Origin of the sequence: Alcaligenes sp. SORT26 (genome assembly GCF_017377875.1) — a bacterium.
GTDB lineage: Bacteria > Pseudomonadota > Gammaproteobacteria > Burkholderiales > Burkholderiaceae_B > Alcaligenes > Alcaligenes parafaecalis.
In genome coordinates this window covers 3,317,880-3,333,234 of sequence record NZ_CP070975.1, presented here as the reverse complement: position 1 = coordinate 3,333,234, position 15,355 = coordinate 3,317,880, and the positions used below count along the sequence as shown (strand labels likewise).

Annotated in this window: 12 protein-coding genes; 4 read left to right on the top strand and 8 right to left on the bottom strand. The window is 58.4% G+C overall.

Going from position 1 to position 15,355, the window contains the following annotated elements; all coding sequences use genetic code 11:
* Window positions 1-51: 51 nt before the first annotated feature.
* Genes JYG33_RS15195 through JYG33_RS15180 form a run of 4 tightly spaced genes read right to left on the bottom strand, consistent with a single transcriptional unit; the run spans window position 52 to window position 4,582 of the window.
* The gene (locus tag JYG33_RS15195) at window positions 52-1,005 is read right to left on the bottom strand and encodes a hypothetical protein (protein WP_243430194.1); all 954 of its coding nucleotides are present in this window, start codon (window positions 1,003-1,005) and stop codon (window positions 52-54) included.
* 3 nt (window positions 1,006-1,008) lie between these two features.
* On the bottom strand, window positions 1,009-2,919 hold the full coding sequence (locus JYG33_RS15190; protein ID WP_207873020.1) for a beta-ketoacyl-ACP synthase III: 1,911 nt from the start codon (window positions 2,917-2,919) through the stop codon (window positions 1,009-1,011).
* 14 nt (window positions 2,920-2,933) lie between these two features.
* Complete coding sequence (locus JYG33_RS15185) at window positions 2,934-3,848, bottom strand: fatty acid desaturase (protein WP_207873019.1); 915 nt, start codon at window positions 3,846-3,848, stop codon at window positions 2,934-2,936.
* Window positions 3,845-4,582 (bottom strand): sterol desaturase family protein, encoded by a 738-nt coding sequence (locus JYG33_RS15180; RefSeq protein ID WP_207873018.1) that lies wholly within the window; start codon window positions 4,580-4,582, stop codon window positions 3,845-3,847. Before JYG33_RS15180 ends, JYG33_RS15185 begins: the two co-directional genes overlap by 4 nt.
* A 191-nt stretch (window positions 4,583-4,773) precedes the next feature.
* On the opposite strand from JYG33_RS15180, the gene JYG33_RS15175 reads away from it, so the two are divergent.
* From JYG33_RS15175 to JYG33_RS15165, 3 genes are all read left to right on the top strand, one after another.
* Window positions 4,774-5,637 (top strand): pirin family protein, encoded by an 864-nt coding sequence (locus JYG33_RS15175; protein ID WP_207873017.1) that lies wholly within the window; start codon window positions 4,774-4,776, stop codon window positions 5,635-5,637.
* 144 nt (window positions 5,638-5,781) lie between these two features.
* The gene (locus JYG33_RS15170) at window positions 5,782-6,132 is read left to right on the top strand and encodes a hypothetical protein (RefSeq protein ID WP_207873016.1); all 351 of its coding nucleotides are present in this window, start codon (window positions 5,782-5,784) and stop codon (window positions 6,130-6,132) included.
* Between the two features lie 71 nt (window positions 6,133-6,203).
* The gene (locus tag JYG33_RS15165) at window positions 6,204-7,763 is read left to right on the top strand and encodes a TerC family protein (protein WP_207873015.1); all 1,560 of its coding nucleotides are present in this window, start codon (window positions 6,204-6,206) and stop codon (window positions 7,761-7,763) included.
* Between the two features lie 215 nt (window positions 7,764-7,978).
* Here JYG33_RS15165 and JYG33_RS15160 read toward each other — a convergent pair whose 3' ends face one another.
* Together JYG33_RS15160 and JYG33_RS15155 are read right to left on the bottom strand one after the other, a co-directional pair.
* On the bottom strand, window positions 7,979-8,953 hold the full coding sequence (locus JYG33_RS15160; protein WP_207873014.1) for a FecR domain-containing protein: 975 nt from the start codon (window positions 8,951-8,953) through the stop codon (window positions 7,979-7,981).
* 157 nt (window positions 8,954-9,110) lie between these two features.
* Window positions 9,111-10,019 carry a LysR family transcriptional regulator gene (locus JYG33_RS15155; protein ID WP_207873013.1) on the bottom strand — a complete coding sequence of 303 codons (909 nt, stop codon included), beginning with the start codon at window positions 10,017-10,019 and terminating at the stop codon, window positions 9,111-9,113.
* An 89-nt stretch (window positions 10,020-10,108) separates the two neighbouring features.
* On the opposite strand from JYG33_RS15155, the gene JYG33_RS15150 reads away from it, so the two are divergent.
* Window positions 10,109-10,693 carry a DMT family transporter gene (locus JYG33_RS15150; RefSeq protein WP_207873012.1) on the top strand — a complete coding sequence of 195 codons (585 nt, stop codon included), beginning with the start codon at window positions 10,109-10,111 and terminating at the stop codon, window positions 10,691-10,693.
* Between the two features lie 7 nt (window positions 10,694-10,700).
* On the opposite strand, the gene JYG33_RS15145 is transcribed toward JYG33_RS15150, so the two are convergent.
* Together JYG33_RS15145 and JYG33_RS18690 are read right to left on the bottom strand one after the other, a co-directional pair.
* Complete coding sequence (locus JYG33_RS15145; protein WP_207873011.1) at window positions 10,701-11,888, bottom strand: multidrug effflux MFS transporter; 1,188 nt, start codon at window positions 11,886-11,888, stop codon at window positions 10,701-10,703.
* A gap of 179 nt (window positions 11,889-12,067) precedes the next feature.
* Window positions 12,068-15,268: a helicase-related protein gene (locus JYG33_RS18690; protein ID WP_243430193.1), complete on the bottom strand. Its 3,201-nt coding sequence runs from the start codon at window positions 15,266-15,268 to the stop codon at window positions 12,068-12,070.
* Window positions 15,269-15,355: the final 87 nt, after the last annotated feature.

Below are 15,355 nucleotides of genomic sequence, written 5' to 3'. Positions count from 1 at the left end.
GCTGCCCTCGCGCGAATACGAGGGCAGCCCTTGGACAGACTGGCTGAAAGATCAAAGCTCAGGGTCAGATTTCTGCACTGAATCTTGGGCCTGGTCTGGTCCCTGCCCTTGCTCTTGATTCAAGCCGCTTTCCTGCTCCGCCTGCGCCTGCTTCATCTGATTGAGCAGGCTGTGCAGCATTTCTGTCGACAAGCCATGCAGTACCAGACGGTAGCCTGCTCGCAAGGTAGACATGGGCACCAGGGGGTGGCCGTTGTTCACCAGAATAAGATGCTCTGGCGCCTGCAAGATCTTGGCCGCATAGATACCGATAGTCTCGTCCAACTGCAAGGAATTGGCCGCACGCCAGAAGTCGTTATCGGTCAGCAGCAGTTGGTACAAGGGTGTGAACAGTTCGATGGCGCTTTGCAGATCCATCTTGTTCAGCGGGCCTTGCGGCATATCGTCCAGAGCCAAGGGCACGGGCTGGATCATGGAGAAATCCACCCGCTCCGGCGGGCCGATTTCCTGATTATTGTCCCGTAGCGCCTGATTCAGCCGGATCACGAAGTTGAACAAATTCAGATCGTGTTTCACAAAGGTGTGATCATGCAGCTCGTCGATATTCATCGGCGTGAGCGGCGTCGTCGGTACTTTGGTGGGCGAGTTGGCAGCAATAAAGGCCAGAACCTGCGAACCCAGGTGGAAGTGACGCAGAATCAGCCAGTTGGCCTGTGGCGAGACAAAGCGCTTCAAGCCCCACACCAGAATGCGATGCAAAAGGCCTGAGTGCGACCACTTGCGCGGCAAGAAGGTTTTGACGATCTGGATCACCACAATCATCAAGCGGGCCAGTGGCCGCAAAAAGGGCAGCAGATACTGGCGCGAGGACGAGCTGGAGTCCGCCAGCCAGGCCTGCTTGACCTCATCGGGCAAAGGCGTGCTGCGATCCAGGTACAAGGCCCGCCAGGGACTGGGGTCCTGGGGGTCATGTGGCTTGCTTAAAAAATCCGGGATTTGATCCATGAATTAAAACTCTTTCGCGTATTGGAACTGCATCAAGTACAGGGCAGCCGTACGGCGTGCGGTTTCAATAATAATCTGTTCGGCGCGGCCGGTTTCATCGCAATCCAGCGCCAGCTCGACCGCGACAAGCCAACGAGCCAGATGGTGCTCGTCGTTCATGCCGTGGTAGTGCAGGAAGCGGTACATATTCGGTTCCAGCGACAAGGAAGACTTCAGCAAAGGCAGCAGGGCCGGAACGATACGTTGGCCCGTACCTTCAATAATATAAATGGCGCCCAGCAAACCAATCGGGTCCTGGCTGGCGGCCAGCGCATGCAGGTAGGAATTCAAGGCTTGACCGCCGGGGTTGCGCGTCAGTTGCTCGATCTCGGTGGCAGTACCACCGGCGTGCTGATAGTCCTCGAACAAGATCTTGAAGTCGTCCTGTTCTTCGCCTGCGTGCAGACGAATCAGCTCAGCCAGCGGTGCGTAAGTGGGCGACAAGGAGTCGCAGGCTTCGCGCATCCATTTGGCCCCTTCACGCACCTGGGGAATCCAGTCCGCCATCCACTTCTGGTAGTCCTGCATACGCATGGAGCCGTCGTGCAGGCTGCGCAGCAAGGGGGTACGCCACACTTGCGAGCGGTAATCGTGCCAGATGGGAGCCAATTGCGTCAGCAGATCGCGCAAGCCTTGCGGGGCTGTCGCCGGGTCGTGCGGGGGGGCTATATCCACCTGGTCCACAGCAGCGGGGGCCGATTGTTTCGCAGAGGGATAAGACAGCGTGGCGGCAGGCGCATCGCAGGATTCCACTTCCAGCAGCATATACGCCGTCATGAAGCGGCCCGACTCGGGCACGTAGCACAGGATTTGCTCGCCCGGCGTCAAGGTCCGGTCGCGCATGAACTCGGCCAGCATGATCAGAATGGAGGCCGCACCCGTATTACCGCGCCAGCGCAGATTGCTATACCAGCGCTCGGCAGGAATCGCCAGCCCGGCTTGTTCCAGTAAATCCGCCACCACGGGAATGAATTTCTCGGACGAGTAATGGCACAGGAAATGGCTGATGCGCTCTGGGTCAACCCAACCATCGCGCACCAGTTTTACGTACTCGTGGATGCCAATGTCGAACAGGTGCGGCAACAGGCGGATGTCCTGGCGCAGGGACAAGGCACCGGCCTGCTCGGCTTCGGCCCAGGAGTCGTAATCCAGATGGCTGCGCGTGGAGTCGCGTGCGGCACCTAGCTGCATGCAAACGGGGTAATCACCCGAGAAGGATTTTTGATGAATCCAGCGCAGGCGCAAACGCACGCCGGGCTGCGTGGTGGGCAAGACCTGATCTTTATGGCTGAGCAAAGCCGCTCCCGCGCCGTCGGAAAGCATCCAGCGCAGGAAGTGCGCATCAAAGTCCGCCTGATAGTCTTGCGAGGCAAAGCGCGAGCGGCGGAACAGACGCGAGGGCATTTCGCTGGCCACCGCCATCCCGTGACGATGAGCACCCAGCTCAATGCCTTGGGCGACGGTCTGCAACGCCGTGACACCTGCCGCACAAATCCCGTGTACGGAATGCACTTCCAGCGGAGGAGCACCCAGCTCGCCCTGAATGGCGTTAGCAAAGCCGGGCATCAACAAATCACCACCCGAAGAGCCGCTGGCCAGCAAGCCTATATCACCCATGTCCAGACCGGCTTGCTCCAGGCAGCTACGGATGGCATTGGCGGCCATGGCCGTATTGCTCCAGCGCGTACCGCCATCTTCCGCAATGGCGTAGTAACGCTGCTGAATACCGTTTTCGGCCAGAATGCGCTGTTTGATACGCCCCGAGATACGGTTCAAGGGGGCAATAAAGTTATCCATAGCGGTGTTATCGACCGGCTCGCCGGGCATAAACCACTGGGCCTGATGGATAACGACGTGCTCAAAGGCCACGGGCATAGAAATACTCCTGATTACACGGAATCACGCCGACGCTCAGTCTGGCCCACGGCGTTCAAAGATTGGCTGCGGTAGCGAGGCACAAACAGGCCCAGCACAAAAACACGCAACATATAAGGCACCAGCCCCCCTTCGTTCAAAGCATCCGGGGTGCGGGCTCGGTATTCGGTGTCGTGCAGCCGGGTCAGCTCGGACCAGTGCGCACGCGAATGTTCATGGTGGGCCACATGCAGCCCGATATTGAAGAGCAAGGGATTGACCAGCCCCTCGAAATTGCGGGCATAGGCCAATTGCTCACCCTGTCGGCCTTGCGGGCTGCCATCAGCATGGGCATGTTGCAGATAATTAGTGGTCAGCAGCCAGTGCAAACCATGTAGCTGCGGCAGGATCACGTACAACAGGCCTTTAACCGGGTCCAGGGCCAAAGCCAGCGTCCAGCTCCCCAGCCACAGGCCGTACTGCGCCATGCAATAGGCCCACACACCAGGCCAGTGACGGCGCAAGCTGCCTAACCAGCTAAAAATAGTGGGATACAGGGCGGGGATGGCCTCAAAAGGGTGCATCAGCCAGCCCAGGGTGTCGTTGGTGTCGCCCCGCCAGAAACGGTAAGTGCGGGCCACGTCTTTTTCACCATGCTTGTAACGGTGGTGGTTGCGACCATGCGCAGGCCAGAACACACAAGCGGGATGGCCTTGCACCAGGGTCAGCCAGAAGTCCGTCAAACGATTGGGCAGGCGGCCCCGCCACATGCGCAAATGATGGTGATTGTGGTTGATGACGCCGATACCCAGCGTCAGGAACAGCAGCAGGCCGTACAAAATCCAGGAAAAACCGCCGCGCCACAGCGCGACCACCAGGGCAGGGTAGGCAATCAAGTACAGCAGACTTTGCCAATCGCGCGGGTTACGCAAACGCCACGCAGCGCTCATCCCCGCGCCTCCTCGGGGCGATCCGGCAAGCGAGTGCCGAACAGACGGTCCATAAAGCTGAATTGAAAGCCGTAATTGCCGTTGTACTGTGCATGATGACGCTGGTGACGACGGCTGGCCGCCAGCCAGTTGCGGCTGGAGACCTTGGGGAAAAAGTCGTAATTGGAGTGGCCGATGCTGTTGAAGAACAGGCTGAACAAGGGCACGGACAGCAAGGACCAGAAGCTGAAGTCATGCACAAGCATAGGCAACAGGATCACATTGCCCAGCATGATCGACTCCAGCGGGTGAAAGCTGTAGGTAGAAAAGGGCGTCACCACAACCGAAGAATGGTGCGGGCCGTGATAACGGCGCAACCAGCGGGTATGCAGGAGACGGTGGTTTATCCAGAAATGCACGTCGTTCCAGATCACCAGCGCCAGAATTTCCAGGGCAATGCGGGTAGCACTGGCATCCGGCGTCAAATGCGCCCAGCCTAGCTGCAAGAAACCCCAGGGGAAAATCATGCCGGTGCCAAAGATCAGAATGGCGGAACCGGATTGCTTGAGCTCCCGGCGCAGTTGGCCAGGACGCAAGGGACGTGTGTCCAGGGGGCGTCCCCAACCCAAGGCAGGAAAAAGCCAATGTGTCAGCGCCAAGGTACCCAATGCGAACAGCAGGTAAATGCCGCCGAAAAACAATAAGCCCACGCCCATCACCTGCCAGACGCTCAAGGCTTGAAAAGCCTGCCCCATTCCACTCTCTACGTAACAAAGTGCGCTAATGCTAGCGCGGGTCGAGTACTTACGTTTGTGAATTTGGTTACTAATTGCTCACATTCGTCCAGCCCGCCAAAGCAATACAGTTTTGCAATAGCGGGGGCTAATCATAGCGGGAGTTCACCCCTATCCTTTAAGACATGCATTATTTATGTGGAGCCTATGCCATGAAAAAGGTCGCCAGCATTTTGAATCCGTGTCCGTCCCTGGGCGGTGACGATGGCTTGGCGGCTCGCACTTTATTCAGCCACCAGGACCATGCAGACCGACTCAGCCCGTTTTTACGCCTGAATTACGCCGCCCCCGGCTGCTATCCGGCCCAAAACCGTCGACATAAGGTGCATGGCTCGCCTCAGCGTGGCTTTGAAACCGTCACCCTGGTGTATCAGGGCGAACTGGAGCATCGCGACTCTACCGGCCATAGAGGCATGCTGGGTCCGGGTGATGTGCAATGGCTGAGCGCGGCTTCCGGTCTGTTGTATCAGGCCAGCCATTCCGAGGGGTTTGCCCGCCAAGGCGGTCAGTGGGAAATGGTGCAATTGTGGGTGAACCTGCCTGCCGCCGCCAAAACCCTGGCCCCCAGCCAGCAGCACCTGCCCAGCACGGCTATTCCTGTCGTCTGCCTGCCTGATCAGGCGGGACAACTACGCGTGATTGCCGGTGACTATCTGGAGCAGCCCGGCGCAGCCCGGCATCACAGCCCCCTGCTGTTGTGGGATATACAGATCAAGGCCGGACATCAGGCCAGCTTTCAGGTGCCCGCAGGCTGGAACAGCAGTTTGCTGATACTGAGCGGTGCCGTGCAGGTGAACCAGCAAACGCTGGCCCGCCCGGCCCAGGTGGTACTGCTAAGCCAGGAAGGCCAGCAGATCGCCCTGGACGCCCAACAGGACACCCATTTGTTACTGCTGGGCGGCGAACCCATTGATGAGCCCGTCCTGGCCTATGGGTCTTTTGTGATGAATACACAACAAGAAATTAGCCAGGCCATTGCCGACTTTGAGCAAGGCCAATTTGGATACCTGGGCTAAATTCCTCCTCTACCCCTGGCAGCGACCGCGCCCCCCGCCTGCGACGCCAGGCGGTTTGCCACGTACGCAGAACTTGATTTCGCACTTGCCTTGAACTTGCCCGCATACGATATACTGATCCGTCACAGACTTCCCCTAGACACTATGAGACGCTGGTTCGTCGTCGTCTTACTCCTTATCCTTCCCCTGCAGGCTTATAGCTCCCACTACCATGCCACTGTGCAGGGTGGTCAGTCCGCATTATTCGTTCAACACGAAGCTGATGCGGCCGAGCCTGTAGAACACCGCGTCAAATCCGGCACTCATCCTTTGCAGCAGCTCAGCGCCATTCTGGCGCACACGCCCATGCAGCAGTATGCCGATCACGCGGATACCCCTTTGCCCTGCCCGGTTCAGTCTTTCTGGCTGCATGCCTGGCCTTCGGCTTGCCCGTCCTATTCCCTGCCCGCTATTTGCTGCGAATTTGCCCCGGAGCACCGCCCGCCGCGCGTCTGATTTCTGACGCGCAACTGCGCCCCGCCCCCCTGCTTTTTTGCACTTATTTATCTGTCTAACAGGACAACATCATGGAATGGCTACTCGATCCCAGCATCTGGGTCGGCTTATTAACTCTGGTGGTGCTGGAGATTGTTCTCGGCATCGACAACCTGATCTTTATCGCGATCCTGGCCGATAAACTCCCCCCGCATCAGCGCGACCGTGCTCGCCTAATCGGCCTGTCACTGGCGCTGATCATGCGCCTGGGTCTGCTGACGATCGTCTCCTGGCTGGTCACCCTGACCACACCGCTGTTCTCCCTGGGACCGCTGAGCTTTTCCGGCCGCGACCTGATCTTGCTGCTGGGTGGTCTGTTTCTGCTGTTCAAGGCCACGAGCGAACTGCACGAACGCCTGGAAGGCGGCAGCCACCACTCCAGCACTAACAAGGCTTACGCCAGCTTTGGTGTGGTGGTGGCACAAATTGTGGTGCTGGATGCCGTGTTCTCGCTGGACGCGGTGATTACCGCCGTAGGTATGGTGGACGAACTGCCCGTCATGATGACGGCCGTCATCATCTCTATCGGCTTGATGATCTGGGCCTCCAAACCCCTGACCACCTTCGTGAACAACCACCCCACGGTGGTGGTGCTGTGTCTGAGTTTCTTGCTGATGATTGGTCTGACGCTGACCGCCGAAGGCCTGGGCTTCAAGATCCCCAAAGGCTATCTGTATGCGGCCATTGGCTTCTCCATCCTGATCGAATTCTTCAATCAGATTGCCCGCCGCAGCCTGCTGCGCTCGCAATCGCGTCGTCCTTTGCGTGACCGTACGGCAGAAGCCGTGCTGCGCATGCTCAGCAACCGCAAGAACGAAGACAAGGATGACAGCAAGCACGATGCGCAACTGGAACTGGACGAGCAAGGCTTCCGCACCGAAGAACGCAATATGGTCAGCGGTGTACTGAGCCTGGCTGAACGCCCTATCCGCTCGCTGATGACACCGCGTCAGGAGATCACCTGGATCAATATCGAGGACTCGACCGACACCCTGCGCCAGCAATTGCGCTCTACCCCGCACAGCTTCTTGCCAGTGTGTCAGGGCGATCTGGATCAGGTGGTGGGTGTGGCCCGCGCCAAGGACCTGCTGGCAGATCTGGACGATTACCCGCAAGTACAACTGTGGCCGGATTTGCGTGAGCCCATCATCGTGCATGAGCACACAGATGTACTTAGCGCCATTGCCATGCTGAAACAGTCCAACGGCCAGTTCGTGCTGGTCACGGATGAGTACGGTGCCATTGAAGGCTTGCTGACGCCTATCGACATTCTGGAAGCCATCGCCGGTGAGTTCCCGGACGAGGACGAGCAAGCTGCCATTCAGCAGATTGGCCCCAATCTGTGGCAGGTGGACGGCGGTATCGACTTGCTGTTGCTGGCCCAGGCCGTTGAAGCGGACGACCTGCTCTTGAAAGACAGCAGCTTTAACTCCGTGGCCGGTTTCTTGCTGGAACGTCTGGACTCCCTGCCCACCGTCGGCACGGTAGTCGAGGCCGACGGCTTGCGCTTTGAAGTCACGGAAGTCAGCCAGCGCCGTATTGCCACCTTGCATGTCAGCCGCTTGCATGTGCCCGAGGCACCGCAGGAGTAAGGCCGGACGAAGCTAAAAACAGCGGGCCCTCTCAGGGTCCGCAAGACGCTGGATATACAGCAAATAAAACGGCCAGGGTATTGCTACCCTGGCCGTTTTTTTAATCATTGCATACGATTTCTTGTGGTTCTGCGGGCTTTGCTTATCGCAACAACACCCATCAGCCACCCTCTTCTGTCATGTACATCCTGGAGCAGCGGCCAGACCAAGCAAGATCAGGCGCGACTCAACAAAGCAATTCCACCGGGCAAGCGCAATACATCCAGACCATACAACTGCTGCAAGACATCCAGCGCCTCAGGCAAATTATCCAGGCTGACCGCAAAGCTGACCAAGATATGGCCCAGCGACGCATCACGCAAAATCAGGTGACCAGCCCAGTAGCGATTCAACTCGGCCAGCACCTGCGATAAAGGCTGCTCATGGAAAACCAGACGGCCCTGACGCCAGGACGGGAAATCCTCCGCCGCCACTGTCTGCACCGAGCTGATGGCATGGCGTCCATACACAAGCTGCTCGCCCGCCCCCAGCCTGTACCCCTGCCCACCAAAATCCACCTGAGCACTGCCCGACAAACAAGTCACTTGGGTTTTGCCATCCAGATAGCGAATATTGGTACGGCCATTAAAGGTCTGAATAGAACCGGCACCCGCAAACACCGTACACACTGCGGCCGAGCGCTCGGCCTGGCGCACTTCGACCTCGCCTTCCTGCAGAGCCACAATCCGGCCCAAATGCGGGTCGTCCCCGACATTCAGGCGACTGCGGGTATTCATATCCAGCCAGACATGGTCCAGCAACTGCACGCGCCGCTGCTCGCCCGCACCCGTGCGGTAATCAGCGCGCAAATCGGCCAGCGAAGGCCATAACTGCAAGGGAGGTTTCACGACCATATACAGGCCGCCACCCAGTAGCAGACCACCCAGCAAGGCGCGGCGCAACGGCTGGTGGCCGCGTGTTTTCATCAGCTTGGCTTCACGCAGCCACTCTTCACGATCTTGCGGCATGGCATCCCACATTTCGCGCGCGTGCGCAAAAGCGGATGCGTGAGAAGGACTGCGCCCACACCAGCGGCGCAGCTCCCGAGCCTGACGAGAGGTCAGCGAGGACGTTTTCAGGCGGCTGACCCAGGCTCGTGCCTCCTTATGCAAGGTGTCTTCATCCAGATTCAAGGCATTAGCGGGGTTCATCAACAATTAATCTACAAAGCACTACACAGAGACTGCACCCGGCAGTCCAAATCGTTTTATCCATCCGTTTAAACGGATAAAAGAGGGAATTTAACGGCAAACATAAATTGTCGGAAACTGCAGGCGGTATCGTCAAGCGCCGGGCCGTTATAAAGCGTCAAGCCTCACTTTGACAGCAGGCCATTAACTGCCCTCGCAGCCAGGCATGGGCCGGGTCTGCCTGCCGTCGACTATGCCAAACCTGCTGAAACAAGACCGAAGGAATGGGTAACGGTGGCTGGAAAAAGACTAGCTCAGGGTGCTCGCGCAAAGGTTCGGCACTACGGCTGGAAACCGTCAGAATCAGATCCGTACCAGCCAGCACCTGAGCCGCAGCGCTCCAATGCGGCAAGGACAGGGCGATCTGACGCTTCAGCCCCATTCTGCCCAGTACATTATCTACCTCGCTTTCCCCTCCCGGCCGCATGGAAACCAGCACATGAGGGCGGTGCAACCACTCTTCCAGGCCAGGACCAGAGGGCGTCGCCAGGCTGGCTCGGTCCGCAATGCAGATCAGATGCTCTTCAAACAAGGTCTGCGCCTGCAAGTCTGCGGGGATTTCCGAGAACACTCCCAAGGCCACATCCGTTTCGCCATCCTGCAACTGCGCCAGCATCCCTTCCCGGCTGGCCTGGCTCACGGCCAGAAAAATACCGGGAGCCTGCCGCCGCAAGATGCGCATCAAGGGCGGCAGAACTATCTGGGCCCCGTAGTCGGACATCGCCAAACGAAACTCGCGCTGCTCGCTGGCCGGATCAAAACCGCCTGCATCCAGCAAGCCGTTCAACTGCAACAAGGCCTGCTCCAAGGGACGCTGCAATTGCAGGGCAAGCGCGGTAGGCTCCAGCCGCGACCCTCGGCGTATCAATAAGGGATCGTTGAACACCTGACGCAAATGCGCCAGGGCGTGGCTGACCGCCGGCTGGCTTTTATGCAGTCGGTGGGCCGCGCGGGTGACATGTTGTTCGGTCAACAAGGCATGCAGGCTTAGCAGCAGATTCAGGTCTATACGTCGTAGTTCATCCATAGAACGAATAATGACTGTGCACACTATTAATTTCAATAAGAACGACGAATAGTGCAAGATAGAGCTTTGATTTCTATGGAGATACGCATATGCCCGGTACCGCTTTGTTCAGCATGTTGATTGCTGTGTTTGCCGGATCTGCCGTGCCTTTCCAGGCCGCCAGCAATGCCGTTCTGGGTAAAGTGCTGGGACATCCGCTGTGGGCCACGCTGGTCTCGCTCTGTATCAGCGCTGCTCTGGTGTTGCCGACCATCTGGTTGATGCGCGCTCCCGCCCCTCTGACGGCACAACTGGCCCACGCCCCCTGGTGGGTATGGACCGGCGGCATTGGCGGGGTGATTTACATCAGCGCAGCGCTGATTCTGACCCCGCGCATGGGCGCCGCCAGCTTTATCGTGTGTGTGGTGGCCGGGCAAATGCTCAGCTCCATGCTGATCGACCACTATGGCTTGATGGGCCTGGCCCCACGCCCCGTGCATATGGGACGGATTGTAGGCGTGCTATTGATTCTGGCAGGCATGGGTCTGGTGCAATGGTTTACCCCTTCTGTGTCCAACACAGCGGCTGAAAACAAAAACGCCACTGTGGATCACAATGGCGCTCAAACCAGCATTCAACACATCGCTCAACAAACGGGCGCTGACCACAAGGAAAGCAGTAGCGCCCGTTCCTGATCAGGGTCTACGCCTCAACAGATTTAGAGCGGTACTGGCTGCACCACCAGAAACCCGCCGACAAGGCAGCGGCGCACAACATGCCCAATGCCAGCAACAAGCCGCTATCAAATAACAGCGGCGCCACCACACCGGATACCGTGGCGAACAAAAGCATTTGCCACGCACTTTGTACCGACGAGGCCAGGCCGCGCATGGTGGGGAAGGTGCCCAAAGTCACCACCGTCATGCCCGGCAAGGCCATGGACATGCCAAACGCATAGACAAAAATCGGCATGACGGCCCACGGCACTTCGGCCTGGAACAGCGAGTTATAGATGGTATTGAAGGTTGCGCCAGCCAGCATGATGCACAGGCCCAAACGAATCATGCGGGCCGGGGCCAGCTTCTCCGCAAAGCGCGCGTTCAGAATAGAACCACCCAGCATCCCGCCAATAAAAGGCAGGAACAGCCAGGCAAAGGCAGTCTCTGTCAGGCCCAGGACGCCAATCACAAAGCTGGCGGCGGAAGAAATGTACAAGGCAAAACCGCCAAAGGCACAGGCGATGGCCGAAATGGCCAGCACGAAGCGACCATTGCTCAGCGCACGAGCGTAATTGGCCAGAATCACCCACAGCTTCAGAGGCTGACGCGACGCGACGGGCAAGGTTTCCGGCAATTGTCGCCAGCACAGTGCAAGCAGGGCAATACTGACCACTGTCAGCATCCAGAACACAGAACGCCAGCCCGAATAGCTGCTTAGATAGCCGCCCAAGACAGGCGCAATGGCCGGTGCCAGGCTGAACACCATGGTGATGTGGGCAAACAGGCGCTGGGCCGTCACTCCCTGCACACAGTCGCGTGCCAGAGCCTGGCCAACGACTCGCCCGGCACCTGCCGAACAGCCCTGGATCATGCGGAAAAACAAAAGCCAGGAAAAGGTCGGCGCCAACGCGGAACCAATCGAGCCGATCAGGAACAGGATCAACGAAGCCAGGATCACAGGACGTCGCCCGAAGCTGTCGGACAGCATGCCCCAGAACAGGCTCATGAAGGCAAAACCAAACAGATACAGACTTAAGGTCTGCTGAACCATTGACTGGTCAACGGAAAATTCAACACCGATACGGTGAAATGACGGCAAATAGGCATCGGTAGCAAAAGGCCCCAGCATCGCCAACGCCGCCAACACCAAGGTCAGCTTGCGGTAATTCATAGATAGCTTTGGAAAACAGGGAGGGCGCCAGAACTGGCGCAGGGATAGGGGCAGGATACCCCTTAACCGGACCGTACGGACATATCCGCACAGGGCATAGTGTATCAAACGATATAAATCGGATCGAGCCAGCCTATTTCCCTGCAGGCTGATCCGATAGCAACTTGCTTGAAAAAGGGTCAGCGTCTGCCCGGCGACGGTGTACCAAAAGCTTCGCGGCTGGTTTGCCCAAAGCCACTTTGATGCAACAGGCTGCGTTCAATAAAGCGGCTAACTTGCGAGCGCACTTCCGGCAACCACGGTCCTTGGTCAAACACTTGCGGGAATTTCATACTGAACCAGGCATACAAGCTGATTTGCTTGCTTAACAATTCAGCATCCTCCAGACGCGAAGGGCTGGCGGATTTCAGCCAGGACGGGGCCGGAGGCAAGGCCAGGGGCCGCTGCGCTACATACGCCGACAAGCAGCGTTTGAAGTAATCCAGCTCGGTATCTTTATCCACGGACACGGGTGCACATGCAAAGGTGAACTTCTCGCGCAGCTCCAGCTTGGGTGCCAGCCGGTCTACACAAAAGCCCAGCTCAATCGCATCTTTCAGACCCGCTGTCTGGAACAAGGGGCTATCCGAGGCCACTTTTTGCGCAAAATACTGCAGCACGGCACCGATATTGTTGTTATCCAGCAGTGCCGCCAAGGCTTGCACGTGTTCGGGGCTGGGCGCAATGGGCAAGCGTATATCCACGCTGGGGGCATCGCTTTGCAATTGGGTGCGTACGTGGTTCAAGTCCTGCTTGTCCATCGCTCCCACATAGCCTTTGGGATACAAGCCATAGCGGCCTGCACGCCCCGCAATCTGACGCACTTCAGTTGCGTTCAGGGCGCGCATGGAGCGGCCGTCAAACTTGTGAACGGTAGAGAACAAGACGCGACGAATTGGCAGGTTCAAGCCCATGCCAATCGCATCGGTGGCCACCAGCACATCGGCCTCGCCTTGGGAAAAGCGCTCGGACTCGGTGCGACGCACTTCAGGGGCCAAGGCACCGTAAATCGTGGCGACTTTCCAGCCTTGAGCGCGATAACGGGCACTTAGTGTCAGTACATCCTTACGAGTAAAGGCCACGACCGCATCGCCTTTGGAGACACCCTGGGCTTCGCGTTGACGGTCTTTGCGACCCCGCCACGGCGCTTCCTGACGCCCTTGCTTGCCCGTCGCACGCGGCGGCTCAACCGGGTAAGGCATGACTTCCAGCGGCGTTTTACGCTCGGTGAACTCCAGCTCCATCGTCTCTTCCATGGAACGCACCAGACGCTCGCAAGGACGCAAGACCGAGGCATCACCACAGACAAACAGAGTACGGGCCGGAACACCGACCAAGGCTGCCGTCCAGGCCCAGCCGCGCTGCTCGTCTTGCAGCATTTGAATCTCGTCCAGGACGGCCACGCGCACTTCCATCGTGGGGTCCATCATCTCGACCGTGCAGGCGGTGTGCTGGGCACCGGGCACCATCACGCGCTCTTCGCCCGTGACCAGATTGCAGGGGATACCAGCATTCATCAGGCGGTCGCGCACTTCCATGGCCAACAGTCGCAGCGGTGCCAAATACACACCCGATCTGGCTTCCATCAAGGCTTCCAAGGCCTCGTGCGTCTTGCCCGAGTTGGTGGGCCCCAAACGGAATACAAGATGACGCCGTATGCCACGAGCCAGGTTGAACATTTCCGGGAAGTCGCCCAAACGCATCAAATCCTGCGCGCGCTGTTGCTCCACACTTTCCAGAATGCGACGCACCGGGCCATTCAGCAGGCGTTTTTCAAAATCACCCGCTTCAATTTCTTTTTGCTCAATCCCTTCTTCCAAGGCCATGCGCAGGGCTTTGGCCAGCTCCAGGAAGGAAGAGCCATCAATCAAGGGACGCTGGGTTTGCAAAAACGCATCCAGCGAGTCTTCCAGACGTTGGGACAGGCGATTTTGAGCGGCCGTATTGAACAAAACTGTGACACGGGCGGGCAATCGGTCCAGCTCCGAGCCGGTACGCGGCAAAGGCACGGCCGCCTGCATGCGCACATTGGCACGCCAGTGCTGACGCTCCCCCGCTACGGGCACATTCACGGCCAGCCACAAATCCTTATGCCACCACAGGCGCTGCGGATCTTCCGGGTCAATTTCGTAATCGCACTCTTCCTGCTTCTTGATCTGGTTCAGCACTTGTTGCTGACGCCATTGCGTGCGGGCGCGGTCGGCAGCGCGCTGATACTGGGAGCGCTCTCGGGCACTCAGGGTGCTGGCATGCTGCTCGCGCCATTGTTCAATCTGGTTTTGGTCGATGGCAACCAGAAGGTCAGGATGATGGGCGACACGATCACGCCCGGCGGCGGCTCCGCCACGCACTTCCAGCTTGGTGCTGGGCAAACGGCGGTCAGCCAGCCACAACTCGTACTCCTGACGAGTAATACCCAGCAAGGCCATGGTTTCTTCCGAGCCGATGCACTCCTGCTCCCAGGCCCAACGCTGCTGGCGTTGCTCGCGCTGGCGCTCCTGACGTTCTGCTTGGGCCTGCAACAGAAACGCCTGCTGTTCGGCGTCCAGCTTGAATTCCTGGGTCAACACCGCCGCACTGGCATTGCGGCCATACACCGTCATGAACCAATGGGCAGGCTCACCCGCTTGCAGGCCCTCAAAGGCCTCCAGGGTGATGCGCTGCGGCTCACAACCCTGCTCTTGCAGCCAGGCGCTCAAGCGTTCCTGGGCTTGATCGAACTTGCGCTGTTTATCGCTGTGTTCTTTTTGACGGGCTTGCTCACGTTCTTTTTGGGCCTGCTCCCAACGCTGGGCACGTTGATCACGGTCACGCTGCTCGGCCTGCAATTGCCACAAATAGGTCTGCGCCAAAGGCAGGGACTGCCAAGCCTGCACCAACTCCAGCAAGCGCGGACTGCGCTCGGCTTCAGGCCAGTTCTCGCTTAACGGCAGAGACTGAGAGGCAATCGCCCCGGCCAATTGGCCGCGCTGTTCAAGTAATTGCTCGCGCAGGACTTCATAAATATCCGCATCCAGCTTGTCGGCACTCATTTGGTAGAGCAGGCGCAGGTTACGGATAACGACCTCGGGCACCCCTTGGGATTCCAGGCGCTGATCGGCATCCTTCAAACCCAGCTCGGCCGTGATGATCTGATTGAAAAAGGCGGCGTCCTGCGGCAGGCGCCAGGCTTTCAGCCACAGTCGCCGTATTCCGGCTCGATCCTGAAAACGCGCTTTCTTGGCGACCTGGCGAGCCACACCTTCCAGACGGGGATAGTCCAGCCATTGGGGATGGAGCAGCAAACCCGCTTGAGTGGGGACGGAAGAATCGGAAACAGACGAAGCGCGACGCGCAGCCATAGGGCGGGGACCTGAAAATACGGGAAGAAGAGAACAAGAAAGGCAGAAAAGCCGGTTCAAGCAAGCGTGAGCAGCATTATACGGGTC